Source organism: Serratia sp. LTN-2 (assembly GCF_059740205.1).
On the sequence record NZ_JCAXDO010000003.1, the window covers coordinates 407,984 to 433,353 of the forward strand.

22 protein-coding genes are annotated in these 25,370 nt (G+C 61.5%); 3 read left to right on the top strand and 19 right to left on the bottom strand.

The window, feature by feature from the left end:
* The first annotated feature begins 8 nt into the window (after positions 1-8).
* On the top strand, positions 9-1,217 hold the full coding sequence (tyrP, locus tag AC6BYQ_RS09080) for a tyrosine transporter TyrP (protein ID WP_063919773.1): 1,209 nt from the start codon (positions 9-11) through the stop codon (positions 1,215-1,217).
* A 60-nt stretch (positions 1,218-1,277) separates the two neighbouring features.
* Here tyrP and AC6BYQ_RS09085 read toward each other — a convergent pair whose 3' ends face one another.
* Entirely contained in the window at positions 1,278-1,817 is a 540-nt protein-coding gene (locus tag AC6BYQ_RS09085) for a YfaZ family outer membrane protein (RefSeq protein WP_019453702.1), read from the bottom strand.
* A 338-nt stretch (positions 1,818-2,155) separates the two neighbouring features.
* On the opposite strand from AC6BYQ_RS09085, the gene katA reads away from it, so the two are divergent.
* Positions 2,156-3,592: a catalase KatA gene (gene katA / locus AC6BYQ_RS09090; protein ID WP_019453703.1), complete on the top strand. Its 1,437-nt coding sequence runs from the start codon at positions 2,156-2,158 to the stop codon at positions 3,590-3,592.
* 43 nt (positions 3,593-3,635) lie between these two features.
* Here katA and menE read toward each other — a convergent pair whose 3' ends face one another.
* The 10 genes from menE to AC6BYQ_RS09140 form a co-directional block, all read right to left on the bottom strand.
* A complete protein-coding gene (gene menE / locus AC6BYQ_RS09095) occupies positions 3,636-5,021 on the bottom strand; it encodes an o-succinylbenzoate--CoA ligase (protein ID WP_498056754.1) in 1,386 nt (461 codons plus the stop codon).
* Positions 5,009-5,992, bottom strand: a complete 984-nt coding sequence (gene menC / locus AC6BYQ_RS09100) for an o-succinylbenzoate synthase (protein WP_498056755.1) — start codon at positions 5,990-5,992, stop codon at positions 5,009-5,011. Before menC ends, menE begins: the two co-directional genes overlap by 13 nt.
* The gene (gene menB / locus AC6BYQ_RS09105) at positions 5,992-6,849 is read right to left on the bottom strand and encodes a 1,4-dihydroxy-2-naphthoyl-CoA synthase (RefSeq protein WP_019453706.1); all 858 of its coding nucleotides are present in this window, start codon (positions 6,847-6,849) and stop codon (positions 5,992-5,994) included. The genes menC and menB overlap by 1 nt, the downstream gene beginning before the upstream one ends.
* An 11-nt stretch (positions 6,850-6,860) precedes the next feature.
* Positions 6,861-7,631 (bottom strand): 2-succinyl-6-hydroxy-2,4-cyclohexadiene-1-carboxylate synthase, encoded by a 771-nt coding sequence (gene menH, locus AC6BYQ_RS09110; RefSeq protein WP_019453707.1) that lies wholly within the window; start codon positions 7,629-7,631, stop codon positions 6,861-6,863.
* Positions 7,628-9,304, bottom strand: a complete 1,677-nt coding sequence (gene menD / locus AC6BYQ_RS09115; protein WP_498056756.1) for a 2-succinyl-5-enolpyruvyl-6-hydroxy-3-cyclohexene-1-carboxylic-acid synthase — start codon at positions 9,302-9,304, stop codon at positions 7,628-7,630. The genes menH and menD overlap by 4 nt, the downstream gene beginning before the upstream one ends.
* A gap of 388 nt (positions 9,305-9,692) precedes the next feature.
* A complete protein-coding gene (gene elaB / locus AC6BYQ_RS09120) occupies positions 9,693-10,004 on the bottom strand; it encodes a stress response protein ElaB (RefSeq protein ID WP_025160172.1) in 312 nt (103 codons plus the stop codon).
* A gap of 81 nt (positions 10,005-10,085) precedes the next feature.
* On the bottom strand, positions 10,086-11,117 hold the full coding sequence (gene idnD, locus AC6BYQ_RS09125) for an L-idonate 5-dehydrogenase (RefSeq protein ID WP_198636303.1): 1,032 nt from the start codon (positions 11,115-11,117) through the stop codon (positions 10,086-10,088).
* A 22-nt stretch (positions 11,118-11,139) separates the two neighbouring features.
* Positions 11,140-11,904, bottom strand: a complete 765-nt coding sequence (idnO, locus tag AC6BYQ_RS09130; protein ID WP_498056757.1) for a gluconate 5-dehydrogenase — start codon at positions 11,902-11,904, stop codon at positions 11,140-11,142.
* 239 nt (positions 11,905-12,143) lie between these two features.
* Positions 12,144-12,653: a DUF1097 domain-containing protein gene (locus tag AC6BYQ_RS09135; RefSeq protein WP_019453712.1), complete on the bottom strand. Its 510-nt coding sequence runs from the start codon at positions 12,651-12,653 to the stop codon at positions 12,144-12,146.
* 130 nt (positions 12,654-12,783) lie between these two features.
* Positions 12,784-14,019: an MFS transporter gene (locus AC6BYQ_RS09140; protein WP_498056758.1), complete on the bottom strand. Its 1,236-nt coding sequence runs from the start codon at positions 14,017-14,019 to the stop codon at positions 12,784-12,786.
* Between the two features lie 271 nt (positions 14,020-14,290).
* Between AC6BYQ_RS09140 and AC6BYQ_RS09145 the strand changes: the two genes are divergently transcribed.
* Entirely contained in the window at positions 14,291-15,166 is an 876-nt protein-coding gene (locus AC6BYQ_RS09145) for a LysR family transcriptional regulator (RefSeq protein WP_498056759.1), read from the top strand.
* Between the two features lie 59 nt (positions 15,167-15,225).
* Here AC6BYQ_RS09145 and nuoN read toward each other — a convergent pair whose 3' ends face one another.
* From nuoN to nuoG, 8 genes are all read right to left on the bottom strand, one after another.
* Entirely contained in the window at positions 15,226-16,683 is a 1,458-nt protein-coding gene (gene nuoN, locus AC6BYQ_RS09150) for an NADH-quinone oxidoreductase subunit NuoN (RefSeq protein WP_004936000.1), read from the bottom strand.
* A 6-nt stretch (positions 16,684-16,689) separates the two neighbouring features.
* Complete coding sequence (gene nuoM / locus AC6BYQ_RS09155) at positions 16,690-18,219, bottom strand: NADH-quinone oxidoreductase subunit M (protein ID WP_025160171.1); 1,530 nt, start codon at positions 18,217-18,219, stop codon at positions 16,690-16,692.
* Between the two features lie 95 nt (positions 18,220-18,314).
* Complete coding sequence (gene nuoL, locus AC6BYQ_RS09160) at positions 18,315-20,162, bottom strand: NADH-quinone oxidoreductase subunit L (RefSeq protein WP_019453716.1); 1,848 nt, start codon at positions 20,160-20,162, stop codon at positions 18,315-18,317.
* Positions 20,159-20,461: an NADH-quinone oxidoreductase subunit NuoK gene (nuoK, locus tag AC6BYQ_RS09165; protein ID WP_004936014.1), complete on the bottom strand. Its 303-nt coding sequence runs from the start codon at positions 20,459-20,461 to the stop codon at positions 20,159-20,161. Before nuoK ends, nuoL begins: the two co-directional genes overlap by 4 nt.
* Positions 20,458-21,015, bottom strand: a complete 558-nt coding sequence (nuoJ, locus tag AC6BYQ_RS09170) for an NADH-quinone oxidoreductase subunit J (RefSeq protein WP_019453717.1) — start codon at positions 21,013-21,015, stop codon at positions 20,458-20,460. Before nuoJ ends, nuoK begins: the two co-directional genes overlap by 4 nt.
* A 13-nt stretch (positions 21,016-21,028) precedes the next feature.
* The gene (gene nuoI / locus AC6BYQ_RS09175) at positions 21,029-21,571 is read right to left on the bottom strand and encodes an NADH-quinone oxidoreductase subunit NuoI (RefSeq protein WP_025160170.1); all 543 of its coding nucleotides are present in this window, start codon (positions 21,569-21,571) and stop codon (positions 21,029-21,031) included.
* A gap of 14 nt (positions 21,572-21,585) precedes the next feature.
* Positions 21,586-22,563, bottom strand: coding sequence for an NADH-quinone oxidoreductase subunit NuoH (gene nuoH, locus AC6BYQ_RS09180; RefSeq protein WP_004936022.1), 978 nt, complete (start codon positions 22,561-22,563; stop codon positions 21,586-21,588).
* The gene (gene nuoG, locus AC6BYQ_RS09185) at positions 22,560-25,298 is read right to left on the bottom strand and encodes an NADH-quinone oxidoreductase subunit NuoG (protein ID WP_025921001.1); all 2,739 of its coding nucleotides are present in this window, start codon (positions 25,296-25,298) and stop codon (positions 22,560-22,562) included. Before nuoG ends, nuoH begins: the two co-directional genes overlap by 4 nt.
* Positions 25,299-25,370 lie beyond the last annotated feature (72 nt).

Here is a 25,370-nt window from a genome sequence, read left to right on the forward strand (position 1 = left end):
GAAAAAACGTGAAGAATCGCACTCTTGGCAGTGTTTTTATCGTGGCGGGCACCACCATTGGCGCCGGGATGCTGGCGATGCCGCTGGCGGCGGCCGGCGTCGGCTTTGGCGTCACGCTGGCCTTACTGGTCGGGCTGTGGCTGTTGATGTGTTACACCGCGCTGTTGCTGGTGGAGGTTTACCAGCATGAGCAAGCGGATACCGGTCTCGGCACGCTCGCCAAACGTTATCTCGGCGGCGGCGGCCAGTGGCTGACCAGCTTCAGCATGATGTTCCTGATGTACGCGCTCACCGCCGCCTATATCAGCGGCGCCGGCGAACTGCTCGCCACCAGCATCAGTCAATGGACGTCGCAGGACTTCCCGGTGTCGCTCGGCGTCCTGCTGTTCACCCTGGTGGCTGGCGGCGTGGTGTGCATCGGCACCCACTCGGTCGATTTGTTCAACCGCATCCTGTTCAGCGCCAAGGTGGTGTTCCTGGTGGTGATGCTCGGCCTGATGTTGCCGAATATCCACCAGACCAACCTGCTGACGTTGCCGCTGGAGCAAGGCCTGGCGCTGTCGGCCATTCCGGTGATCTTCACCTCATTCGGCTTCCACGGCAGCGTGCCGAGCATCGTCAACTACATGGGCGGCAACATTCGCAAACTGCGCTGGGTGTTCATCATCGGCAGCGCCATTCCGCTGATCGCCTATATCTTCTGGCAGTTGGCGACGCTGGGCAGCATCAGCTCCGACACTTTCGTCGGCATTCTGGCGCAGCAAGCCGGGTTGAACGGTCTGTTACAGGCGGTGCGCGATGCGGTCGCTTCGCCGCACGTTGAACTGGCGGTGCACCTGTTCGCCGATCTGGCATTGGCGACCTCGTTCCTCGGTGTGGCGCTCGGGCTGTTCGATTTCCTGGCCGACCTGTTCAAACGGCAAGACAACGTGCGCGGCCGTCTGCAAACCGGCGCCATCACCTTCCTGCCGCCGCTGGCCTTCGCGCTGTTCTATCCGCGCGGCTTCGTGCTGGCGCTGGGGTTCGCCGCCATCGCCCTGTCGGTACTGGCGTTACTGCTGCCTTCGCTGCTGGTGTGGAAAACGCGGCAGAAACATCAGGCGCAGTATCGCGTCTGGGGCGGCACTCCGGCCTTGGCGTTGGTGTTTATCTGCGGGATTACGGTGATCGCCATCCAATTGGGCATCGCCAGCGGCATGCTGCCGGCGGTAGGGTAAGTGACGAAAAGCAAAGCGATAATAGAGAAAGGGGCCGCAACGGCCCCTTTTTGCTGAACGTCAGAAGCTCAGACCAACACCGACATAAGGGCCATCGGCCAGGGTGTTGTCACGACGCCCGTCTTTGCCTTCCATCTTCATGTAGCGGTAGCCTACGTCCACGCTCAACGGACGGAACTTCCAGCGCAGGCCGCCGCTGGCTTCGTTATAGGCCTTCACGCCGCTGGTGAAGGATTCAGGAGCAAAGTAACCTTCGCCGTGCAGGCTGAAGTAACGGTTGATTTCCCACTCCAGGCCGCCGCCCAGCGCCAACGCGCCGCCGCTCTTGCCGTCTTTCGGGCTGAGGTACAGCGCTTTGCCGCCCACGGTCGCCGTCAACGGCCCCAGCGGCACGCCGAAGTTCAAGCCCAGGCTGCCGACGTTGCCGTCGTGGTCGCTGCGCGCCCAGTTGCCGGTCAGGCCCAGACCTGAAGAGCCGGTGCTCATGCCGAAGCCCAGGTTGGTATAGTGCTGCCCGGCCTCACCCGACACGCTGATGGCGTTCGCTGCGCCGGTCACAAACAGCAATCCTGCCGCGCACGCGACCCAAGTCTTTTTCATCATCTTTCCCTCTGGTTTGTCATCCGTACCGAATGATCGAATCAACGCATAATAATAACGTCACGAGTCTATACCAAAGCACAATGAGGATTTAAGGGATAAAAGCGAAAAAATTCTTCATTAATCAAATAAATGTAAATATTTGCAAACAACACTCTATATTCGTCAAGGCGATGCCAACGATAACCGAGACCTATTTGCCGCCGCTCGGCAATAGGGCTACAACTAGTAGTGGCTTTGACCAAGGTCAGGGGAAAAAGCCCCGCCAAAGGACTATGCTGATGAACGCTTAAACCGCCCGAGTCTTTACTTAAATGCACTACGATAAGGAGCAAGTGATGAGCAAGAAAGGACTGACCACCGCAGCCGGCGCCCCGGTTGTCGATAACAATAACGTGATCACCGCAGGCAAACGCGGCCCGATGTTGTTGCAGGACGTGTGGTTCCTGGAAAAACTGGCCCACTTCGACCGCGAGGTCATCCCCGAGCGCCGCATGCACGCCAAGGGATCGGGCGCCTACGGCACCTTTACCGTCACCCACGACATTACCCGCTACACCCGCGCCAAGATCTTCTCCGAGGTCGGCAAACAGACCGACATGTTTATCCGCTTCTCCACCGTCGCCGGTGAACGCGGCGCCGCCGACGCCGAGCGCGATATTCGCGGCTTCGCCATGAAGTTTTATACCGAAGAAGGCAACTGGGATTTGGTGGGCAACGATACGCCGGTGTTCTATCTGCGCGATCCGCTGAAATTCCCCGATCTCAACCACGTGGTGAAACGCGATCCGCATACCAACCTGCGCAACCCGGTGTACAAATGGGACTTCTTCTCTCACCTGCCTGAATCGCTGCATCAGCTGACCATCGACTTCAGCGATCGCGGCATTCCGAAGTCCTACCGCCACATGCACGGCTTCGGCAGCCACACCTTCAGTTTTATCAATGCCGCCAACGAGCGCTTCTGGGTGAAATTCCACTTCCGCTGCGAACAAGGCATTGAAAACCTGATGGATGAAGAGGCGGAAGCGATCATCGCCAAGGATCGCGAAAGCTCACAGCGCGATCTGTTCGAAGCGATCAAGCGCGGCGACTTCCCGCGCTGGAAGCTGCAAATTCAGATCATGCCGGAACATGAAGCCTCGCAGACGCCCTATAACCCGTTCGATCTGACCAAGGTATGGCCGCACGGCGACTATCCGCTGATCGACGTCGGCTATTTCGAGCTCAACCGCAACCCCGACAACTACTTCTCCGAGGTCGAGCAGGTGGCGATGAACCCCGCCAACGTGGTGCCGGGCATCAGCTTCTCACCGGATAAAATGCTGCAGGGCCGCCTGTTCTCGTATGGGGATGCACACCGCTATCGCCTGGGCGTCAACCACCACCAGATCCCGGTGAACGGCGCCAAATGCCCGTTCCACAACTATCATCGCGACGGTGCGATGCGCGTGGACGGCAACAGCGGCAACGGCGCCACCTACGAGCCGAACAGCTTCGGTCTGTTCCAGGAGCAGCCGGACTTCAGCGAACCGCCGTTGAGCATTGAAGGGGCGGCCGACCACTGGAATCATCGTGAAGACGACGATTACTACAGCCAGCCGCGCGCGCTGTTCAACCTGCTGAGCGCCGAAGAGCACCAGCGCATGTTCACCCGCATCGCCGGCGAGCTGTCGCAGGTGCCGGAACAGATTCAGCGCCGGCAGGTCGAGCTGTTCAGCAAGGTGCACCCGGACTACGGCGCCGGCGTCGCCAAGGCGTTGGGGCTGAAGTAACCCCCTGCCGTCATCAACTCAGCCGCCCTGTCGGGCGGCTTTTTTATGCCTGAGAGAAACGCTGCGCTACCCACTGCTGCAGCTGACGGCGCGAAATCTTGATGCCGCCGCTTTTCAGCTCGTCGGGCAAGGCAAACAGCGCCATCGGACGCTGGAAATTAGCCAGCTTATCCTGCGACCAGGCGAGCAATGCCGCCAGCGACAACGACAGGTCGCCGTCGATCACCGCCACCGGCCGCTGGCCGAATTCGGCATCCGCCACCGGCACCACAAACGCCTGCGTGATCTGCGGATGCGCCGCCAGCACGCGTTCGATATCTTCCGGTTGCACCCCTTCGCCGCCGCTGAAAAACAGGTTGTCCAGCCGGCCGAGAATGCGCAGCTCCCCTTCGGCCATCACGCCGCGATCGCGGGTCGCGAACCAGCCCTGCTCATCGGCCAGCGGCCGCACATGGCCATGACACCAGTAGCCGAGCGCCAGGCTGTCGGCGCGGATCCAGACCTCCTCGTCCACCAGTTTGATCTCGCGGCCGCTCAGCGGCAGACCGACGCCCGGCCGCGCATCGGCGCGCTTGGCGCACACCGTGGAGGCGAGTTCGGTCAACCCATAACCGCACCAGCAGCGTATCCCCGCCGCTTCCGCCCGTTCGGTCAGTTCGACCGGGATCATCGCGCCACCGAGCAGCACTGCCTTCAGCGTCACGCCCGTCAGCGGTTGCGCCAGCAGCCGCCAAAGTTGCGTCGGTACCAGCGAAGCATGCGTACATCCCGCCAGCGCCTCGGCCAGCGGGTGCATCTCGCGCACCGCCAACCGGGCACCCGCTGCCAGCCAGCGCCAGACGATGCCCTGGCCGGAAACGTGAAACAGCGGCAATGACAACAGCCAGCAATCCTCACGCTGGAAATCCATCAGCCGCAACACCCCGTCGGCGCTGGCCAGATGGTTGGCGTAGCTATGCACGGCCGCCTTCGGCATACCGCTGGAGCCGGAGGTCAACGTCAGCGTCGCCAGACGTTGCGCATCCCACGCCGGCAGGTTCGGCCAGCGCGGCTCGGTCGAGGGCGGCGTCAACCGAATCAGCGCCTCCGGCAGCGCCGGCAAAGGATCCGGGCCGAAGGCAAAGGTTATATCCAATTCAGGCAGTAGCTGCGCCAACAGCGGCGTCGGCAAGGCGGGATTGAGCGGCAGCAGACGGGCGCCGCATTGCAGCAGCGCCAGATAGGCCAGCAGCAGCGGATAGCTGTTTTTGCCGCTCAGCGCCACGCCGCACCCCGGCTCCACGCCCTGGTGCTGAAAATCCGCCGCCAGCTCATCCACCTGGCTTTGCAACGCCAGCCAGCTCAGTGGCCGTTCGCCGAGCAGCAGCGCCGTCGCCTGCGGCTGAAGGCGCGCCCAGTGCCGCCACGGCCAATCGCTTAACGGCGCCATAGGCACTCCAGCGCCGAAACCTCCAGCAGCGGCAACGCGCTGTCCGGCCACGGACGCAGCACCTGCGCCTGCATTAACCCCAGCGTGTCCAACCCCGGCACGATGTCCGGCGTCAGCCAGCGGGCGATGCGCGCCAGCTGGGTCAACCCCAGGCTGGATTCGATGCTGGAACTGATCACCGCCGTCAGCCCCGCCGCGTGCGCCTGCGCCACCAGTGTCTGGCAGCGCGTCAGGCTGCCGACCAGCGTCGGCTTGATCACGATGGCCGCCACGCCCGGCTCGGCCTGCACCACAAAGTCCGCCTCACGCACGCTCTCATCCCAGGCGATGGCGATGCCGGTCGCCCGGGCGAAATCGCGCGATTCATCACGGGTCTTGCAGGGCTCCTCCAGGAAGGCGATGCGATCGCGCCACGCCGGGTTGACGTACCTGGCGAAGCCGTCGGCTTTGGCGCGGCTCCAGCTGCGGTTGGCGTCCAGCCGCAGCCGCAGATCCGGCAGCGCCTCCAGCAGCACGTTGACGATCATGCCGTCGCGCACCGCCTCATACAGCCCCACTTTCACCTTGGCGACTTTCTCGCCCGGCAAGGCATTCAAGGTTTCGAACAGCTCGTCCGGATCGCCGGTGCACAGCGGCGCCTTGCGGAAATCCGCCTGCGTCGGCAAGCGCTGTTCCAGCTCGGCCTTCGCGCAGCTGAGCCCAAAGGCCACCGAGGGCAGCGCGCTGTCATCCGGTTCGTTGCCCGCCAACCACGCCTGCAGCCACTCCAATGCGGCCTGCTCGGCCTGCGCCAGCGTTTCCCGGCTGAACTCCGGCAGCGGCGCGATCTCTCCCCAGCCTTCACGATCGCCCTGGCGCAGCTGCACCACCAATCCGTCACGCGTTTTCAACCGCTGATTGCGCAGCACCACGCCCGCCTCCATCGGCAGGCTGTAACGGTAAAGCGCCGCGCTGCGGTTCGCGCCGTTCATTACGGGTTACGCTTGAATTTGCTGAAGTCCGGCTGACGCTTCTCGTTGAATGCGTTGCGCCCTTCCTGCCCTTCGTCGGTCATGTAGAACAGCATGGTGGCGTTACCCGCCAGCTCTTGCAAACCGGCCTGGCCGTCGCAGTCGGCGTTCAGCGCCGCCTTCAGGCAGCGCAGCGCCATCGGGCTGTTCTGCAGCATTTCGCGGCACCAGCGCACCGTCTCTTTCTCCAGTTCGGCCAGCGGCACCACGGTGTTGACCAGCCCCATGTCCAGCGCGGCGGCGGCGTCGTACTGACGGCACAGGAACCAGATTTCGCGCGCCTTCTTCTGGCCGACGATGCGCGCCATATAAGACGCGCCCCAGCCGCCGTCGAACGAGCCGACTTTCGGGCCGGTCTGGCCGAAAATGGCGTTATCCGCCGCAATGGTCAGATCGCACATCATGTGCAGCACATGGCCGCCGCCGATCGAGTAGCCGGCCACCATCGCCACCACCGGTTTCGGGCAGGTGCGGATCTGGCGCTGGAAGTCCAGCACGTTGAGGTGATGTACGCCGCTGTCGTCGCGATAGCCGCCGTAGTCGCCGCGCACTTTCTGATCGCCGCCGGAGCAGAAGGCCTTATCGCCGGCGCCGGTGAGAATAATCACGCCGATGCCGTCGTCGTAACGGGCGTTGGCCAGCGCGTCGATCATCTCTTTGACCGTTTGCGGGCGAAACGCATTGCGCACCTGCGGCCGGTTGATGGTGATTTTGGCGATGCCGTCGGCGGACTTGTGATACAGGATGTCTTCGAAATCGCCGGTGCAATCCTGCCAGGCGATGGCGGCGTACAGCTGTTCTTCATTCGGATAAAGCATGTTCGGTTCCTTTAACCAGGGTTAACGAGAAAGGTCTGCAGCTCGGCGACGAAATCTTGCGGATTAGCCAGATGCGCGTTGTGGCCGGCCTGCGGCACGATGCGCAACGGCAACCCGGCGTCGCGCGCCAGCCGTTGAAATTTGGGATCGTTTTCACCGCACAGCACCCGCAGCGGTACGGTCAGTTGGCTCAGCTGCGGCGCCAGGTAAGGTTGCCGCCCGAGCGACGTCGCTTCGAGCATATCGGCGATCGCCGGGCCGCTGTTGACCGAGCGCGCGCCGATCAGCGCCTGACGATGCACATGGCTAAGCTCTTTGAACACCGGCTGTTGATACCAGTCCGCCAGAACTTCGGCGATCGGCTCACTGCGAAAGCGCGCCGCCCACAGCGCATCCTGCTCGCAGCGATGGCGGCGCTGTTCTACGTCCTCCAGCCCCGGATTGCCGCCCTCGACCAGCACGCCTTGCAGACCGTCGTGGCGGCCATGGCAGGCGTGATACATGGCGATGCGCCCGCCGAGCGAGTAGCCCACCAGCCAATAGCGTTCGATATTGCGCAGCTGCAGCGTGGCGGCGATCTGAGCGCTGATGTCGTCGAAGCCGCGGCAGCTCACCGCCACGGAATCGCCGTGACCGGGCAGATCGATAGCCAGCGATGGCCATTCCGGGCAGCGCGCGGCGATCACCCGCCACTCATTGCTGTTGCCGAGCAGGCCGTGCAGCCACACCAGCCAAGGCCGGCCCGCTTCGCCCTGTTGTAAAACCCGCGTCGCCAGCATCATTGCACCGCCATCTGTTGCACCAGATATTGCAGGTTTTCGGCTCCATCGCTCGGCGGCACCTGCAGTTCGATAATCGTTGCGCCGCCGCGCCGCCAGCCTTGTTCAACCGCCTGTTGCAGTTGGCTCCAGTTCTCCGGCCGCGCGTACCCCAGCTGGAACATCGCTGCCGCGTGGCTGAACTCGACATTTTGCGGCATGCAGTAAAAGCGCTGCCGTTCCTCTTCCGGCGTCGGCAGCAGCGAGAAAATTTGGCCACCGTTATTGTTGACGACGATCAACACCGTCGGCGCTGAGCACTGACGCAGCAGCGCCAGCGCATTGAGGTCATACAAGGCGGAAAGATCGCCCACCACCGCCAGTGTCGGTTTGGCGGTGGCGCGCTGTACGCCGGCGGCGGTGGAGATCAGACCATCGATGCCGCTGGCGCCGCGGTTGCTGAACACCGGATAGGCGGCGGGCAATGGCGTTAGCGCGTCGATCAGCCGGACCACCAGGCTGTTGCCGAGGAACAGCTGGCCATTCTCCGGCAGCAGCTCCGGCAGCCGGTGCGCCAGTTGCGCCTCGCCAAAGCCATCGTGCAAACGCGCGGACGCGGCCGCCAGCGCCTGGCTCGCCAACGCGGTCAGCCCGGCGGCCCACGGCGTGCGCGGTTGCGCCGGATGTTGCGCCAACCATTGCGCCACGCTGGCGCGCAGGCGACGGCCGCGATGCTGGGCCGGATCGAGCCGCCCAGGCAACTCGTCGATCACCCAATACTCTTCCGGCCGGCACTGTGCCTGCCACTGCAGCACGCGCTTGCCGGTCAGGCTGCCGCCGAACTGCACCACCAGCTGCGCGTCTTTCAGCATGCGTTGGGCCTGTGGATGAGCGAGCCACAAGTCGGCGCAGGGCAGCGGTTGCCCAGTCTGCGACAACGCGTCGCCGATCAGCGGCCAGCCCAGCGTCTCGGCCCAGTCGGCCAATCGCGCGCCCTCTTCCGCGCTCATGCGCCCGGCCAACACCACGCCGCGCTTTTGCCGCCAGAAGAACCAGTCCGGCTGCGGTGCCGGCGCCGCATGCGCCTCGCTTTCCCGCAGCCATGGCCGATCGCTCTGCCACCAGTCGCCCAATGCGGCGGACCAGTCAGCGTGGTTAAGCTCATCGCCGCCGTACAGCGGCTCGGCGAACGGACAGTTGATATGCAAAGCGCCGTGCTGCAAGCGCGCCATCGCGCTGTCGACGCTGGAGGCCAGCCAGGCGGCCGGAATATCCGGCGTAGGACGCGGCAAATCAATCGCCAGCGTCGGATGGCTGCTGTAGAGGCCGTTCTGACGGATCGCCTGATTGGCGCCGCAATCGATCAGTTCCGGCGGCCGATCGGCGGTGAGAAACACCAGCCGCTCACCGGTCAGGCCGGCTTCGATCAAAGCCGGATAAAGGTTAGCCGCCGCGGTGCCGGAGGTGACGATCACCGCCACCGGTTCACGCGCGGCCTTCGCCAGCCCGAGCGCCAGATGGCCGAGCCCGCGCTCATCAAAATGGGTGTGGCAAACAAAAGAGGGGTTAGCCGCAGCGGCCAGCGTCAGCGGCGTGGAGCGCGATCCCGGAGCGATACAAACATGCCGCACCCCATGGCGGGCCAACGCCTCGAGCAGCACAGCCGCCCACCGGCGATTAAAAACACTTGTCGACATAGTTCGCTCACAAGTCAGTTAGCAGAGATCGTCTCCGGCGCAGCCGACGGGTGCCGCGCCTGTAGTTACGCTCTGTATTATATGAGGTGTTATTTTCACGGCTTTTGCGCCAGCGCAAGAACGCCGTATATCCCTGGGTGTTTACATCAGATAATTATTTGATTAAGAACAAAAAACAAACAATAAAGACACAGACACTTTACACTTGCAGCGACAATGCCTCAATCCATCCATACAAAAATCAGGGGAATAGCCTCTCTTTGGCGGCTAGCGGGAAGTATAGGCGGGATAAGGAAAAGCTATTGGAGAAACAGCGGGATGAAGCGTGTGAAAGAACACAGTCTGAAGAAAAAAACGAAGCGGCTTACCGCCGCCCCGCACACAGGATTTATTTTCGCGCCAGCAGCAACCCCAGCACCAACCCGACGGTGGCGCCGATGCCCACGCTGTGCCAGGGTTTATCCCGCACGTAGTCGTCGGTGCGGTGTACCGCCTCTTTGGCCCGCGCATAGTAGGATTCGCCGGTGTTCGCCCAGCGCGCCTTGACCTCACTCAGCGCCTGCTCGGCGTGCGACTTGATGTCGACGTAAGCCTGATCCGCGCGATCGCCGGTGTATTGCAGCACTTCTTCCAGCGTCTCGGTCAGCATTCTCAGATCGTCATCCAGCGTAGTTTGCTCAGCATCCGTATGTCTTGCCATAGTGAGATCTCCGTGGTTGAAAAATTAAGCGTTCCTACACTATAGACAAGGATCGCCGGACGCGGCCATCGGACTTTTACCCTAAAACACCAATTGCACCTTGGCGGCCTGGCGTTTATCGCCGGCAAACTCCAGCGCCTGCGCCAACTGCCCGCTGGCGAATTCCGCCGACAGCAGCGGCAGCGGATCGACCACGCCGTCGGCCAGCCACTCCACCGCCTGCGCGAACTCCGCCACGAAACGGAACGAACCGAGCAGGTTCAACTCCTTGGCGATCAACAACATCAATGGAAAATCAGGGAAGCTGCCACCCATGCCCACCTGCACCACGGTGCCTTTAGCGCGCGTGATCTCCAGGCAGCGCTGCAGCGACTGCGGATGCCCCGCCACTTCGAAGGCGACGTCGAAATAGCCTTTGTCTCGCAGATAATCGCTGAAATCGTCATCCGCGGCATGCAGGCACCGATCCGCGCCCATTTGAGCGGCAATCGCCAGGCAACGCGGGCTGAGATCGGCGCAGACTATCTCGGCGGCGCCCAGCGCCTTCAGCGCCGTCACCAGCAGACAGCCGATCGGGCCGACGCCGGACACAAAGACCTTTTTCCCGGCCACGCCGCCAGGCTGTTGCGCTGCGTGGATCGCCACCGCCAACGGTTCGGCGAACACCATCACCCTGTCATCGCGATCGGCGCCGTAGGGAATGCACTGCGCGCTGCTCACCACTTTATATTGGGTAAAAGCGCCGTCGACGTGCGGAAAATACATCGCGCTGCCGAAAAAACGCATCCCGACGCATTGATTGCTCTGCTCCGCCAGACAATATTTGCACTGCCCGCAGGGCTTACTGGGATTGAGCGCCACCTTCTGACCGACCGGCAGCTGCGGTGAATCGCTGGCGATCACCTCGCCGATCGCCTCATGGCCCAGCACCATTGGCTGACGCACCTGAAAATTGCCGACCTTACCTTCCTGGAAGTAATGCAGATCCGAACCGCAGATGCCGCCGCGACGGATTTTCACCAGCGTCCCCACCCCCTGGTACTCCACCTCTTGCGCAATCACCGCCACGTCGCGTTTGCCGTTCACCACGCAGGACTGGGTTTGAATTTTCATCTCAGGCTCCACGGAAACAAGGTTACACCGCGGCGGACATGCCGCCATCGACAAACAGCAGCTGCCCATTGACGAAGGCGGAAGCGTCAGCGGCCAGGAATACCGCCGCGCCGATCAGCTCCTGCGGATCGCCCCAGCGCGCGGCGGGCGTACGTTGGGTCAGCCAGGCGGTAAAGGCCGGATCGTCGGCCAGCGCCTGCGTCATCTCGGTTTTGAAATAGCCGGGGGCGATACCGTTGACCTGAATATTGTAACGCGCCAGTTCCACGCACATGCCGCGCGTCAGCATTTTCACCGCGCCCTTGGACGCCGCATAAGGCGTAATGGTGTCCCGCCCCAGTTCGCTCTGCATCGAGCCGATGTTGATTATTTTGCCGCGTCGACGCGGCACCATGTAGCGCGCTACGGTCTGCGACACGATAAACACCGCTTTCTGGTTGACGGCGATGATGTCGTCCCAGTCTTGCTCCGGGAACTCGGTGAATGGGTGGCGGCGCTGGATGCCGGCGTTGTTGATCAATACGTCTATCGCGCCGATGTCCGCTTCGATACGGTCGATAGCGGCATGCACCGCCTGAGAATCGGTGACGTCGAACGCCGCCGCATCAGCGCGCAGCCCTTCGTCTCGCAGGCGTTCGGCCGCGTGGCGGGCATGCGCTTCGGTGGTGGCGTTGATCAGAATATGCGCGCCTTGCTGCGCCAGGCCACGCGCCAACAGAAAACCGATGCCGCGTGAAGCGCCGGTGATCAAAACGGTCTTGGTATCCAGTGAAAACAAATTGCTCATGATGATTCCCGGCCATCAGGCCTCCAATCGGACAGGCCTCTATCTCAGCCGATTGTTACCGGTAAAAACGTGATGGGAATCACTGAAAACCATGTTACGAAATCCTGTTACCCTTAACGTGATCTCACGCAATCCGCGAGGGAGGAATCAACACCTGTGCAATTGAAAATGGATAATTTTCAACAACATTACCGCTCTTGTTATCAGGGGATACGGTTGCACAGCGGCGCGGCTGCCGCTCACTCGGCGACGCCGTTTGAGCCGGCATTTGCGCTGATTGACGGCTTGGCGCGGGCTTTTTCGCTGCGCGCCGCCCACCACAGGCCGCTGTTTTTCATCGCATAGCCGAACAGCAGGCCCACCAGCAGGGACAGCGTCACCAGCGGCCAATCGCCGCCGCCGGCGAAGGTCGCACAGGCGCCGATAAAGGTACCGGGCACGAACCCCAGCCACTGCTGTTTGGCCTGAATGCACATCAGGAACGCCACGACGCCGGTCAGCAGATACCCCAGCAGACTCCACTGCGGCGCCAGTTCGCTGCCGTGGATGATCATCATCGCCCAAAAGACGCCGCTGCAGCAGGTCAACGCGCCGATCAACAGCCCTTTCAGACCGCCCTGCGGGCAGGCGAAATACGCCGTGCAGCCGAGAAAACCGGCCCAGCTGATCAAGCCCAGACTGACGGCAACCCATCCCCACACGCCGGAAAGGATCCCGGTGGTGACGGCAATGGCGAAAAGAACGTTCATAAAGTGACCCGCGGCAAAAAGAAAGCGCGCAGTTTACCCGAAAACAGGCCAATTTATGCGATATAAATCACATCATAAATGTAATTAAAGAGTCGTTAATTATTAAAAATAGACAATAATCACAAAACAATTAACGAGGGAACCCGACACGAGTCGTCTTCCATGCCAGCAACAGGCACACCACAGAGCTCCCCAGGAACAGCAAATGGGTTGCCTGACGCAGATCGACGCGATCGACCACCACGCCCAACAAGATCGGTACCCAGTTGGCGATATAAGCGATAACGTAAAACAGAGAAAGCAAACGCGCATGGTTTGCCGGCGGCGAAATCAGGTTCACCAGCGTCGCGCTGCCGACGAAAATGGCGCCGTAAGCATAGCCGGCCACCACCAGCCCCGCCGCCGCCAGCCCCAGAGAGTGCCACTGAATCGCCATAGCGAACACCGCTGCCGCCAGCACCTGCGCCAGGCAACCGAACAGCAGCGAATGACGAGCGTTAACGCGGCGGCTCAGGATCTGGCTAATGCCGGCAATCAGCAGATAAACCGCAATCGCATAGCCAAAGACGCCCCGTTGGTGCATCCCCAGCAGCGTTTCCGCCACGCCAGGGCCGATCGCTAAAATACTGGCTGCCAGAGCCCAACAGATAAACAGCGCCCCGGCACAAACAAAGAATTTAGCGCCGGTGGCGCGCAGCCCCGCGAGCAATGCGCCTTTTTCTGCCGCCGCCGACGCAGAACGAACCGGCGCCGCGACCACACCGCGCGGCCACCACAGCATTACGCCCAGCGTAGCAATGGCGGCAATGGCCATGATAAGAACGAACGGCAGCGTCGTGGGATGAAAACCGGTTTGCAAGGCGATGCCGCTGAAGATCGGCCCCAGCGCCAACCCGGTAGTGAACGACAGCGTGGCGATCAGAGCCGCGTTTTTGCCGCCGTCGCGCGGCCCAAACCGCACCAGCGCGATGTTCGCCGCGCCGGTCAGCGCCCCGGTGCCTACCCCGGCCAGCAGCCGCGCCATGAGCATCATGGCGAAGGTATCGGCCCAGGCGAACAGCAACGCACCGCTCAACACCACCAGCAATGCCGGCACGATCATGCTGCGCAAGTCCTTCACCTTGCCGGCCAGATTGCCGACGCCGAACAGCGAGATCAACACGCCGGCGGCATAGGCGCCGTAAACGACCGTCAGACTGACGGAACTCAGCGCAAGTTGCTGCTGATACAACGGGTAAAGCGGCGTTGGCGCGCTGCTGTTCAGCAGTGCCGACATCAACGCCAGCGCCAGGAACAGTAAAATGGCCGTGTGCGACGTCTGCATATTTTTCGGCGCCGCATCCTGAAGGGCGGTATTTTCTGACATGCTTCAACTCCCAAAATCGGCAGGCGGCGACCTGCCATCGCCCGGTCAGCCCGGGAACGGCGCTTATCATAGCGTTACAGCAGCAGCCGAAATATCGTCAAGAATGCATCAGGGTGATTCATTCTTGCATCACTGGAGAAATAACCGCCGATGGGCAAGCCGTTAACGTCTTTCTCTCCCTACAGGCTGGACAACGCTTTATGATGGAAACCACTATCGTTCGCCCGGCCTGTGCTTTACAGCGCCGGCCAACCCGCGAAAAGGAAATGGCATGATGAATTGGGACGACGCGCGCTTCTTTTTGGCCGTCGCGCGCTGTGGCACGCTTCGCAAAGCCGCCAATCAGCTGCAGGTGGATCAGGCGACCGTAGGCCGCCGCATCTCCGCGCTGGAAAGTTCACTGGGTTCGAAGCTGTTTATCCGCACGCCGAAATCCTTCTCCCTCAGCCCGCTGGGCGAATCCATGCTGGCGGACGTGATGAAGATGGAAAATGCGGTGCAGGCGATCGGCCGCAAAGCCGCCAGCGGCGACGAAAGCCTGTGCGGCAACGTGCGCATCGCCACCACCGATACCCTGGCCGAAGCCTTCGTGATGCCGGCGCTGCAAGATCTGCGGCAACGCTATCCGGCCATCACCATCACGCTGTTGACGGCGCTGAACATCGCCGACATCTCTTATCACGGCGCGGACCTGGCGATCCGCGGTGCCCGCCCCGATGACGATGAGCTGATCATCAAGCGGCTGGCCACCATCGAGATGGGGCTGTACGCCAGCCGGCGCTACCTGGCGCAGCGCGGCATGCCGGTCAAAGGTGAGCAGCTGCGCGGGCACGATCTGCTGATGTTCCCGCGTGAACTGGTGCCGCGCCACTGGAGCGATTTCTGCGGTGAAACGCTGCACGCTCCCAACGTGGTGCTGCAATGCAATTCGCAGCTGCTGTTGCGTTCCGCCGCCCGCAGCGGGCTGGGCATCGGCCTGCTCTCCGCGTTCCTGGCGGACAAAGACCCTGAGCTGGTGCGCCTGTTCCCGGAAAACAAAGACTGGGTGGATATCTGGCTGGTGCTGCACCCCGACATACAGCGCGCCGCCCGCGTGCGCGCGGTGGTGCAGGCGCTGGAAGCATCGTTTAGCGCTCATTACAGCTGAGTGCCGTTTCCCCATAAAAAAAGGTCGCCGAAGCGACCTTTTTACCGTCTGAAGCGTTATCAGAACGTCGGCTGCGCCATCTGCACCAGCGAAATCAGCGGCTGCGGGTAGACGCCCAGCAGCAGCACCAGCGCGGCGGAGATCAGCACCACGACGCCGCCGGCGGTCAACGCCCAGTTGTTCGGGGTATCACGTTGCAGTGATTCCGGCGCGCTGAGGAACAGGCTGACGGTCACGCGCAGGTAGTAATACAGGCCGATGGCGCTGCCTACCACAACTGCGCCGGTCAGCCACCACAGGTGCGCGCTGACGCCCATCGCGATCACGAAGAACTTACCGATAAAGCCCAGCGTCATCGGGATACCGGCCAGCGACAGCATCATCACCGTCATCACCGCGGACAAGATTGGCTTATGCCAGAACAGGCCACGGTAAGAGAACAGCGAATCCGCATCCGGGCCGCGGTACGGGCTGGACATCAGGCTGACTACGCCGAAGGCGCCCAGGCTGCTGAACAGGTAACCGGCCAGGTAAACGCCGGCGGTTTCCAGCGACAGCTGGTGGGTTTGCACCGCAATCAGCGCCACCAGCAGGTAGCCCAGGTGAGCGATGGACGAGTAGCCCAGCAGACGCTTGATGTTGGTCTGGCTGATAGCCATCAGGTTACCGAACAAGATAGAGCAGAACGCGATGATCGACAGCACCATGCGCAGCGCTTCGTTGTCGGCGGCCGGGGCATACAGGAACAGACGCATCACGACCGCGAAGATCGCGATCTTGCTGGCGGTCGCCAGGAAGGTCGAGACCGGCGCAGGCGCGCCCTGATACACGTCCGGCGTCCACAGTTGGAACGGCACCAGCGACAGCTTGAAGCCCAGACCGACGATCATCATGCCCATACCGGCCAGGATCAGCGGCTGGTGCATCATGTTTTCCTGCAGGCTCTTGCCGAGGCCGGCCAGCGACAGATCGCCGGACTCGGCATACAGCAGCGCCATGCCGAACAGCAGGAACGACGACGCGGCGGCGGACAGCAGCATGTACTTGATGGCGGCTTCCAACGGGCGCTTCTGGCGATAGGCGTAGCCCACCAGGCCGAACAGCGGCAGTGAGATAAGCTCAATGCCGATGAACAGCGAAGCCAGGTGGTTGGCGCTCGCCAGCAGGATGCCGCCCAGGGCGGCGATCAGCACCAGCAGGTAAAACTCTTCGCGGTTATCCGGATAGCCGACCAGCCACGGATAGGCGAAGGTGCAGGTCGCCAGACTCGCCAGCAGCACCAGCCCGGTGTAGAACATCGAGTAACCGTCAACCCGCAGCAGCGGGGTGACGTCCATTGGGCCTGCCTGGCCGACAAAGTACAGCGAAAGCAGCGCCAGGTTGAGACCGATCACGGTCAGGGTGGCGTTGATAAAGTGGTCGCGTCGCCACGCAATGCCTAGCATCACAACCACCACCGTCAATCCGACGATCAACAGCGGCAGCAGTGCGATCAGTTGTTGAGGAGTTATTGTCATGGCGAATTACGGCCTTGTTGTTGAAATTGCTGAAACTGACGAACCAAACCAGTGTTGCACGTTGCTCATCGCCGCGTTGGAAGTATCCAGAATCGGCTGCGGGTAAACCCCCAGCAGAACCAGCAACACCACCAGCAGCAGAATGATGAACAGCTCGCGCGCGGTCATGCCCTGCAGCGGCTGGTCAGATTTAGGCGCACCGTAATAAGCGCGCTGCATCATGATCAGCGAGTAAACCGAAGCGAACACCAGACCGAAGGTGGAGATCACGGTGATCACCGGCACCACCTGGTAGCTGCCGAACAGAATCATGAATTCGCCGACGAAGTTACCGGTGCCCGGCATCCCCAGCGTAGCCACGGCGAAGAACAGCGACAGCGCAGGGATGAACTTGATACGCCCCCACAGGCCGCCCATCTGACGCATGTCACGGGTATGCAGGCGCTCATACAGCTGGCCGCAGATGATAAACATACCGGCGGCAGACAGACCGTGCGCGATCATCTGGATCACGGCGCCCTGGTAAGCCAGCTGGCTGCCGGTGTAGATGGCGATCAGCACGAAGCCCATGTGCGAAACCGAGGTGTAGGCGATAAGACGCTTGATGTCGGTCTGCGCGAACGCCATCCAGGCACCGTAGAAGATGCCGACCACGCCCAGCCACATGGCGATTGGCGCGAACTCGTGCGAAGCCTCAGGGAACAGCGGCAGGCTGAAACGCAGCAGGCCGTAGGCCGCGGTTTTCAGCAAGATGCCCGCCAGGTCGACGGAACCTGCGGTCGGTGCCTGGCTGTGCGCGTCCGGCAACCAGCCGTGCAGTGGCACCACCGGCATTTTCACCGCGAAGGCGATGAAGAAGCCCAGCATCAACACATACTGCACATTGTGGGACATCGGCGTTTGCAGCAGATCTTCGTAATCGAAGGTCCACACGCCGGTGGCGTTGTAGTGCACGAACACCAGGCCCAGGATCGCAATCAGCATCACCAGACCGCTGGCCTGGGTGTAGATGAAGAACTTGGTCGCCGCGGTGATACGGGTTTTACCGTCCGACGCCTTGTGACCCCACAGTGCGATCAGGAAGTACATCGGCACCAACATCATTTCCCAGAAGAAGAAGAACAGGAACATGTCGATGGCGAGGAACACGCCGATAACGCCGCCCAGGATCCACAGCAGGTTGAGGTGGAAGAAGCCCTGATACTTCTGGATTTCACGCCAGGAACAGAGGATCGCCAGCACGCCCAGCAGACCGGTCAACACCACCATCAGCAGCGACAGACCGTCCAGCGCCAGGTGGATGGAGATGCCGAAGCGCGGGATCCACGGCAGCAGGAATTCGCTCTGCCACTGCGGAATGCCTTTCGGCGTGGTCAATGTATAGCCGCCCTGCATCCACAGCTGCAGAGAGAGCGCCAACGTCAGCCCCATTGCGATCAGCGCTATCCAGCGCGGCACCTTAGTACCGAAGCGCTCAAGCTGCCAGCACAGCAGACCGCCGATAAAGGGGATAAGAATTAGCCAAGGTAATAGCATGGCGTTTTGTGTCCCTTATACGAATAATTTCAAACTTTGTACGTAGCGCCTGCCCGGCGCTACGCCCGAAAAATGCGTCTGTTTAAATTATTCAATTAAACCAAAATCAACAGAGCCAATACGACCACTGCACCCACACCCATAGACGCTATATACCAACGCACCTGGCCGTTCTCGCTCACCGTCAGACCGCGGTTCCCCCAACGGGAGAAGACGGCCGGCAGGTTCATCAGCGAGTTCAGCGGATCGCGCTGCAGCAGCTTCGCAATGCCCAGGTACGGCTTGACGAACACTTTGTCATACAGCCAGTCGAAGCCCCAGGCATGGAACCACCAGGTCGAGAAGAAACGACCCGGCGCGCTGTTGGCGATGCTGTTGACCAGGCTGCGTTTGCCCAGCCACAGCGCGGCCGCCAGCAGAATGCCGACGATAGCCACCACGCCGGAGGTGATTTCCAGCGTCAGCACGCTGCCGTGCGCCAGTTCGGTCGTATCCGGCAGCACGCCCTGCAACGGCGGCACGATCATCGCGCCGACGAAGGTGGACAGCACCAGCAGAACCAACAGCGGCAGGTGGTGAGTGATGCCTTTACCGGCATGCGCTTTGATTTTCTCTTCGCCATGGAACACGATGAAAATCATACGGAAGGTGTACAGCGAGGTCATGAACGCACCGACCAGGCCGGCAACCATCAGGTTGATGTGGCCGTTGGCCATCGCGCCCGCCAGGATCTCGTCCTTACTGAAGAAGCCGGCCGTGACCAGCGGCAACGCAGACAGCGCCGCGCCACCCACCAGGAAGCAGACGTAAACCAGCGGGATGCTCTTGCGCAGGCCGCCCATCTTGAAGATGTTTTGCTCGTGGTGGCAGGCCAGGATCACCGAACCTGACGACAGGAACAGCAGCGCCTTGAAGAACGCGTGGGTCATCAGGTGGAAGATCGCCGCGTCCCATGCCTGCACACCCAGCGCCAGGAACATGTAACCGATTTGGCTCATGGTGGAGTAAGCGAGCACGCGCTTGATGTCGGTCTGCACCAGCGCAGCGAAGCCGGCCAGCAGCAGAGTGACCGCACCGACGATGCCCACCAGGTGCAGCACTTCCGGCGCCATCAGGAACAGGCCGTGCGTGCGGGCGATCAGGTAGACGCCCGCGGTCACCATGGTCGCCGCGTGGATCAGTGCGGAAACCGGGGTTGGGCCCGCCATCGCGTCCGCCAGCCAGGTTTGCAACGGCAGCTGCGCCGATTTACCGACCGCGCCGCCCAGCAGCATCAGCGTCGCCCAGGTGATGGCGGTATCGCCCACCGCCAGTTTCTGCGGCGCCAGGATCATCAGCTCGCGGATGTTCAGCGTGCCCAGCTCGTTGTAGAGGATGAACAGCGCGAACGCCAGGAACACGTCGCCCACGCGGGTGACGATGAAGGCTTTCATCGCCGCCGCGCCGTTGGCCGGATCTTTATAGTAGAAACCGATCAACAGGTAGCTGCACAGGCCCACACCTTCCCAACCCAGATACATCAGCAACAGGTTGTCCGCCAGCACCAGGACCACCATGCTGGCGATAAACAGGTTGGTGTAGGCGAAGAAGCGCGAATAGCCCTCTTCACCGCGCATGTACCAGGAAGCGAACATGTGGATGAAGAAGCCGACGCCGGTAACCACCGACAGCATGGTCAGCGACAGGCCGTCCAGCACCAGGGTCACGCCGATATTGAAGTTGCCGACGGCCATCCAGGTCCACAGGCTTTGTTCGAACAGCTGCACGCCGGCGGCTTTTTGGGCGAAGAAATCCATCGCCACATACACCGTGACCAGCGCAGCCAGGCCGATAGAGCCCACGCCGACGGTGGCCGCCGTGTTCTCAGACCAACGACCGCGGGAAAATGCCAACAGCAGGAACCCGATCAGCGGTAGCAGAATTGTTAAATATAATAGGTTCATCCGCGCATCTCACTGACAGTATCAATATTCAGGGTATGACGACGACGGTAGAGCTGCAGCAGCAGCGCCAGGCCGATACTGGCCTCGGCTGCCGCCAGGCTGATCGCCAGGATGTACATCACCTGCCCGTCCGCCTGGCCCCAGTAGCTTCCCGCCACGATAAACGCCAACGCCGCAGCGTTGATCATCACTTCCAGGCTGATCAGCATAAACAGCAGGTTGCGGCGCACCAGCAGCCCGGTCAGCCCGAGCACGAACAGGATAGCCGCCAGGATCAGGCCGTGTTGAAGAGGGATCATGCTTGCTCCTCCGATTTTCTTCTCGCCATTTCGCCACTCGCCGGCGCGTTGCTCAGCACCTCGCCAGGCTTGTGTTCACGGCCGATATGGAAGGCGACAACCAGCCCCGCCAACAGCAGCATTGAAGCCAGCTCAACCGCCAATACGTAAGGACCGAACAGGCTGATGCCCACCGCCTTCGCGTCGACCATCTCACCGCTGATACCCTGATCGGATACGCTGCGAATAGCGACAATCAGCACCACCAGCAACGCCAGCGACAACAGGCCAGGCCCGATCCACACCGTCGGCTTCATCCAGTCGCGCTCTTGCTGCTGCACGTTGCCAAGGTTCAGCATCATCACCACGAATACGAACAGCACCATGATGGCGCCCGCATAAACGATGATTTCCAACGCGGCGGCAAAGTAGGCGCCGAGCGAGAAGAAGACTGCCGAGATCGCCAATAACGAGACGATCAGATACAGCAGCGCATGCACAGGGTTGGTATGGGTGATCACGCGAATCGTCGCGGCCACCGCAATCAAACCTGCCAGGTAAAATGCAATTTCCATGCTTGCTGGCTCCTTAGGGCAACAGACCTTTGACGTCGATCGGTTTGGCTTCGTTTTCGGCTTCGCCTTTGGCTTTGCCGTCAATCGCCATACCGGCCATCCGGTAGAAGTTATATTCCGGATATTTACCCGGCCCCGAGATCAACAGATCTTCTTTTTCGTACACCAGATCCTGACGCTTGTACTCACCCAATTCGAAATCCGGCGTCAGCTGGATAGCGGTGGTCGGGCAAGCCTCTTCGCACAGGCCGCAGAAGATGCAGCGCGAGAAGTTGATGCGGAAGAACTCCGGATACCAACGGCCGTCTTTCTGTTCTGCTTTTTGCAGCGAGATACAGCCGACCGGGCAGGCAACCGCACACAGGTTACAGGCAACGCAGCGCTCTTCGCCGTCCGGATCGCGCGTCAGCACGATGCGGCCGCGGTAGCGTGGCGGCAAGTAAACCGGTTCTTCCGGATACATCTGGGTTTCGCGCTTGGCGAAGGCATGCATGCCAATCATCCAAATGCTGCGCACCTGGGTGCCGAAACCAACCACTAACTCTTTCAATGTCATGGTTTATTCACCCCTTATTGAGCGTTGTACAAAATGACCGCGGCGGTCGCCAGCAGGTTCAGCAGCGTCAGCGGCAGACATACTTTCCAGCCGAAGGACATCACCTGGTCATAACGCGGACGCGGCAGCGCGGCGCGGATCAAGATGAACATCATCATGAAGAAGGCCGTTTTCAACGCGAACCAGATGAATGGCGGCAGGAACGGACCCTGCCAACCGCCGAAGAACAACGTCACAATCAGGGCGGACACCGTAACGATACCGATGTATTCCCCCACGAAGAACAGACCGAACTTCATGCCGGAATATTCGATGTGGTAACCGTCGGCCAGTTCCTGCTCGGCTTCCGGCTGGTCAAACGGGTGACGGTGACACACCGCCACGCCGGCGATCGCGAAGGTCACGAAGCCGAAGAACTGCGGAATGACGTTCCAGACATGCGCCTGGGATTCAACGATGGCCTGCATGTTGAACGAATCCGCCTGCATTACCACGCCCATCAGCGACAGGCCGATGAACACTTCGTAGCTCAGGGTTTGCGCGGAGGCGCGCATCGCGCCCAACAGCGAGTATTTGTTGTTGCTCGACCATCCGGCAAACAGCACGGCGTACACCGCCAGGCCGGCCATCATCAGGAAGAACAGAATACCGATGTTGAGATCGGACACCGCCCAGGTCGGGCTGACCGGAACGATGGCAAATGCCAGCAACAGGGAAGTAAAGGCGATCATCGGCGCCAGGGTGAAGATCACCCGGTCGGAGAATCTCGGCACCCAGTCTTCCTTGAAGAACATTTTGATCATGTCGGCGACCAGCTGCAGCGAGCCGCCCCAGCCTACGCGGTTCGGTCCGTAGCGGTTCTGGAACAGGCCGAGCAGACGGCGTTCGCCGAAGCTCATGAATGCCCCGCACGCCACGACCACCAACAGGATCACGACCGCTTTAAGAATGGCGATCAGAATGTCGATCACCTCAGGGGTAAACCAGCTCATCGTGCCGCCTCCCGCAGATTGTCTACCTTAGCACCCACCAAGATCGGCGGGATCCCTGGCAAGCCGAGCGGCAAACCAACCTGGCCCTGGGTCAGGGTTTCACTCAGACGCACCGGCAGACGCAGAGTCTGGCCCGCGCAGCTGAACTCCACCAGGCTGCCCGCGTTGACGCCAAGCGTCGCCGCATCGGCCGGGTTGACCATCACGTAGGCTTCCGGCATGCGCTGCTGGATCACGTGAGAGCGCTGCGACATTTCGTCGCTGCCGAACAGGTGGTAGTAAGGCGCGACACGCCAGCCGTCGACTGGATTGAACGCGGCAGGCACGCGGTCGAAGTAACCGAGGCTGCCCTCCCCCGCTTCGATCAGGCGCACGCCCGGATCGCCGTGGCGCAGTTTGCCGCCCACTTCGGCCTGGAATTTGTTCCATGCCTGCGGTGAGTTCCAGCCTGGCGCCCAGGCGAACGGGATCTGCTGACGATCGGCCAGCGGGCTGTTGTTCCCTTCCATCGAGAAGGCGAACATGGTGTCTTTATCCTGCGGCTGACGCGGCTCGTGCACGCTGATGTTGGCGCGCATGGCGGTACGGCCGCTGGAACGGTGCGGCGAACGCGCCAGCTTCTGACCGCGAATGCGGAAAGTCGCGTCTGGCGCGGCGTCGACGATGCCCTGCAGCTGCGGCAACGCGGCGACGCAAGCGGCGATCACGTCATCGAGCTGAGTCCAGTCCACGTGGCGGCTGGTGTAGGTGGAGTGCAGCGAGTGCATCCAGCGCCAGCTTTCCAGCATCACGGTGAACTGATTCTTCTTGGCGTCGTCGTAGTAAGCCGGATCGTATACCTGGAAGAAGCGCTGCGCGCGGCCTTCCTGGTTGATCAGCGTGCCGTCGCTCTCGGCGAAGCTGGCCGAAGAGAGGATCAGGTTGGCTTTGTCCATGATCGCGGTGCGCTGATGGTCGGCGACGATCAGGTTATTGACCTTGGCCAACGCTGCGTCCACCTGCGCCGCCGGCGCATGGCGATAGAGATCGTTTTCCATCACGATGGCGGTGTCGGCTGCGCCGCTCGCCAGCTGTTCCAGCGCCTGATCGAGCGAACCGCCGCCGATCATCGCCAGGCCCATGCTGTTGGCTGCGCCCGCCACGAAGGTGATGCCGACATCTGAACCGCGGCCCTTCAACGCTTTGGCGATGTTGGCCGCCGCTTCGATGATGGCTTCGCTGCCGGCGTTGCTGCCGGTCACGATCAGCGGTTTGCGTGCGCCGGTCAGCGCCTGCACGATGATATCGACTTTCTTGTTCAGGCCTTCAGCCAGATCGTTCACCGCCGGCGCGGCGTTATCCAGCGCGTGAGCGATGGCGAAGCCGAAGCGCGCCTGCTCGTCTACCGGTGCGCGGTAGTTCCAGGCAGCGATGTCATCCAGACGGGTGTTATCGACGTTGGTGGTGAATAACGGATACTTGGCGTGTTGGCCGATATTCTGCACCGCCGCGATCTGCCAGTCGGCCACGCGTTGCGCCGCTGCCATCGCGCGGGCTTTACCCTTGACGGCCTGACGCACGGACAGCGCGATGCGCGCGCCGGTTTGCGTCAGATCTTCGCCCAGCACCAGCACCGCGTCGTAATCTTCGATCTCACGCAGCGCCGGCGTATGAACGCCGCCGTTCTTCAGCACGTTCAGCATCAGCGCCAGACGTGATTGTTCCGCCTGAGCGATACCGGTGTAGTAGTTCTCTGCGCCAACCAGCTCGCGCAGTGCGAAGTTGCTTTCCAGGCTGGCGCGCGGGGAGCCGATGCCGATGGTTTTCTTCGCCTGGCGCAGGATGTCCGCCGCACCCTGCATCGCCTGCTCGGCGTTCAGGGTGATCCAGTCGTCGCCGCGCAGCTGCTGCGGTTGACGCGGACGATCTTTCTGGTTGACGTAGCCGTAGCCGAAACGGCCGCGGTCGCACAGGAAGTAGTGGTTCACGCTGCCGTTGTAACGGTTTTCGATACGACGCAGCTCGCCATAGCGCTCGCCCGGGCTGGTGTTACAGCCGATGCTGCACTGCTGGCAAATGCTCGGCGCGAACTGCATGTCCCATTTACGGTTGTAACGCTCGGAGTGCGTCTTGTCGGTAAATACGCCGGTCGGGCACACTTCCACCAGGTTGCCGGAGAACTCGCTTTCCAGCGTGCCGCTTTCCGGGCGACCGAAGTAGACGTTGTCGTGTGCGCCGTACACGCCGAAATCGGTGCCGTCCGCATAGTCTTTGTAGTAACGCACGCAGCGGTAGCAGGCGATGCAGCGGTTCATCTCGTGCGAGATAAACGGCCCCAGTTCCTGGTTGTTGTGGGTGCGCTTGGTGAAGCGGTAGCGACGGAAGCTGTGGCCGGTCATTACCGTCATATCCTGCAGGTGACAGTTACCGCCTTCTTCACACACCGGGCAATCGTGCGGGTGGTTGGTCATCAACCACTCGACCACGCTTTCACGGAACTGCTTCGCTTCGCCGTCATCGATAGAGATGAAGGTGCCATCGGATGCCGGGGTCATACAGGACATCACCAAACGGCCGCGCGTATCTTCCGCGTTTTGGTATTGCTTTACCGCACATTGGCGGCAAGCGCCGACGCTTCCCAGCGCCGGATGCCAGCAAAAGTAAGGAATATCGAGGCCAAGGGAGAGACAAGCCTGCAACAGGTTGTCCGCTCCGTCTACCTCATACTCTTTGCCGTCTACATGAATCGTAGCCATAGTCAGCATGCTTCCAAGTGGCCTGCCTTGCGGCAGGCGTTAATCAAAAATTCTGGCCGTGTTCGGGCGAGT

Coding starts and splice junctions, on each gene's coding strand:
- AC6BYQ_RS09140 (WP_498056758.1), bottom strand. CDS start 14,019: ATGTCAGAAAATACCGCCCTTCAGGATGCGGCGCCGAAAAATATGCAG.
- nuoJ (WP_019453717.1), bottom strand. CDS start 21,015: ATGGAAATTGCATTTTACCTGGCAGGTTTGATTGCGGTGGCCGCGACG.
- AC6BYQ_RS09145 (WP_498056759.1), top strand. CDS start 14,291: ATGATGAATTGGGACGACGCGCGCTTCTTTTTGGCCGTCGCGCGCTGT.
- AC6BYQ_RS09135 (WP_019453712.1), bottom strand. CDS start 12,653: ATGAACGTTCTTTTCGCCATTGCCGTCACCACCGGGATCCTTTCCGGC.
- menH (WP_019453707.1), bottom strand. CDS start 7,631: ATGATGCTGGCGACGCGGGTTTTACAACAGGGCGAAGCGGGCCGGCCT.
- AC6BYQ_RS09085 (WP_019453702.1), bottom strand. CDS start 1,817: ATGAAAAAGACTTGGGTCGCGTGCGCGGCAGGATTGCTGTTTGTGACC.
- menE (WP_498056754.1), bottom strand. CDS start 5,021: ATGGCGCCGTTAAGCGATTGGCCGTGGCGGCACTGGGCGCGCCTTCAG.
- nuoK (WP_004936014.1), bottom strand. CDS start 20,461: ATGATCCCTCTTCAACACGGCCTGATCCTGGCGGCTATCCTGTTCGTG.
- nuoL (WP_019453716.1), bottom strand. CDS start 20,162: ATGAACCTATTATATTTAACAATTCTGCTACCGCTGATCGGGTTCCTG.
- elaB (WP_025160172.1), bottom strand. CDS start 10,004: ATGGCAAGACATACGGATGCTGAGCAAACTACGCTGGATGACGATCTG.
- menD (WP_498056756.1), bottom strand. CDS start 9,304: ATGTCGACAAGTGTTTTTAATCGCCGGTGGGCGGCTGTGCTGCTCGAG.
- nuoH (WP_004936022.1), bottom strand. CDS start 22,563: ATGAGCTGGTTTACCCCTGAGGTGATCGACATTCTGATCGCCATTCTT.
- idnD (WP_198636303.1), bottom strand. CDS start 11,117: ATGAAAATTCAAACCCAGTCCTGCGTGGTGAACGGCAAACGCGACGTG.
- nuoG (WP_025921001.1), bottom strand. CDS start 25,298: ATGGCTACGATTCATGTAGACGGCAAAGAGTATGAGGTAGACGGAGCG.
- nuoN (WP_004936000.1), bottom strand. CDS start 16,683: ATGACAATAACTCCTCAACAACTGATCGCACTGCTGCCGCTGTTGATC.
- idnO (WP_498056757.1), bottom strand. CDS start 11,904: ATGAGCAATTTGTTTTCACTGGATACCAAGACCGTTTTGATCACCGGC.
- menB (WP_019453706.1), bottom strand. CDS start 6,849: ATGCTTTATCCGAATGAAGAACAGCTGTACGCCGCCATCGCCTGGCAG.
- katA (WP_019453703.1), top strand. CDS start 2,156: ATGAGCAAGAAAGGACTGACCACCGCAGCCGGCGCCCCGGTTGTCGAT.
- nuoM (WP_025160171.1), bottom strand. CDS start 18,219: ATGCTATTACCTTGGCTAATTCTTATCCCCTTTATCGGCGGTCTGCTG.
- menC (WP_498056755.1), bottom strand. CDS start 5,992: ATGAACGGCGCGAACCGCAGCGCGGCGCTTTACCGTTACAGCCTGCCG.
- nuoI (WP_025160170.1), bottom strand. CDS start 21,571: ATGACATTGAAAGAGTTAGTGGTTGGTTTCGGCACCCAGGTGCGCAGC.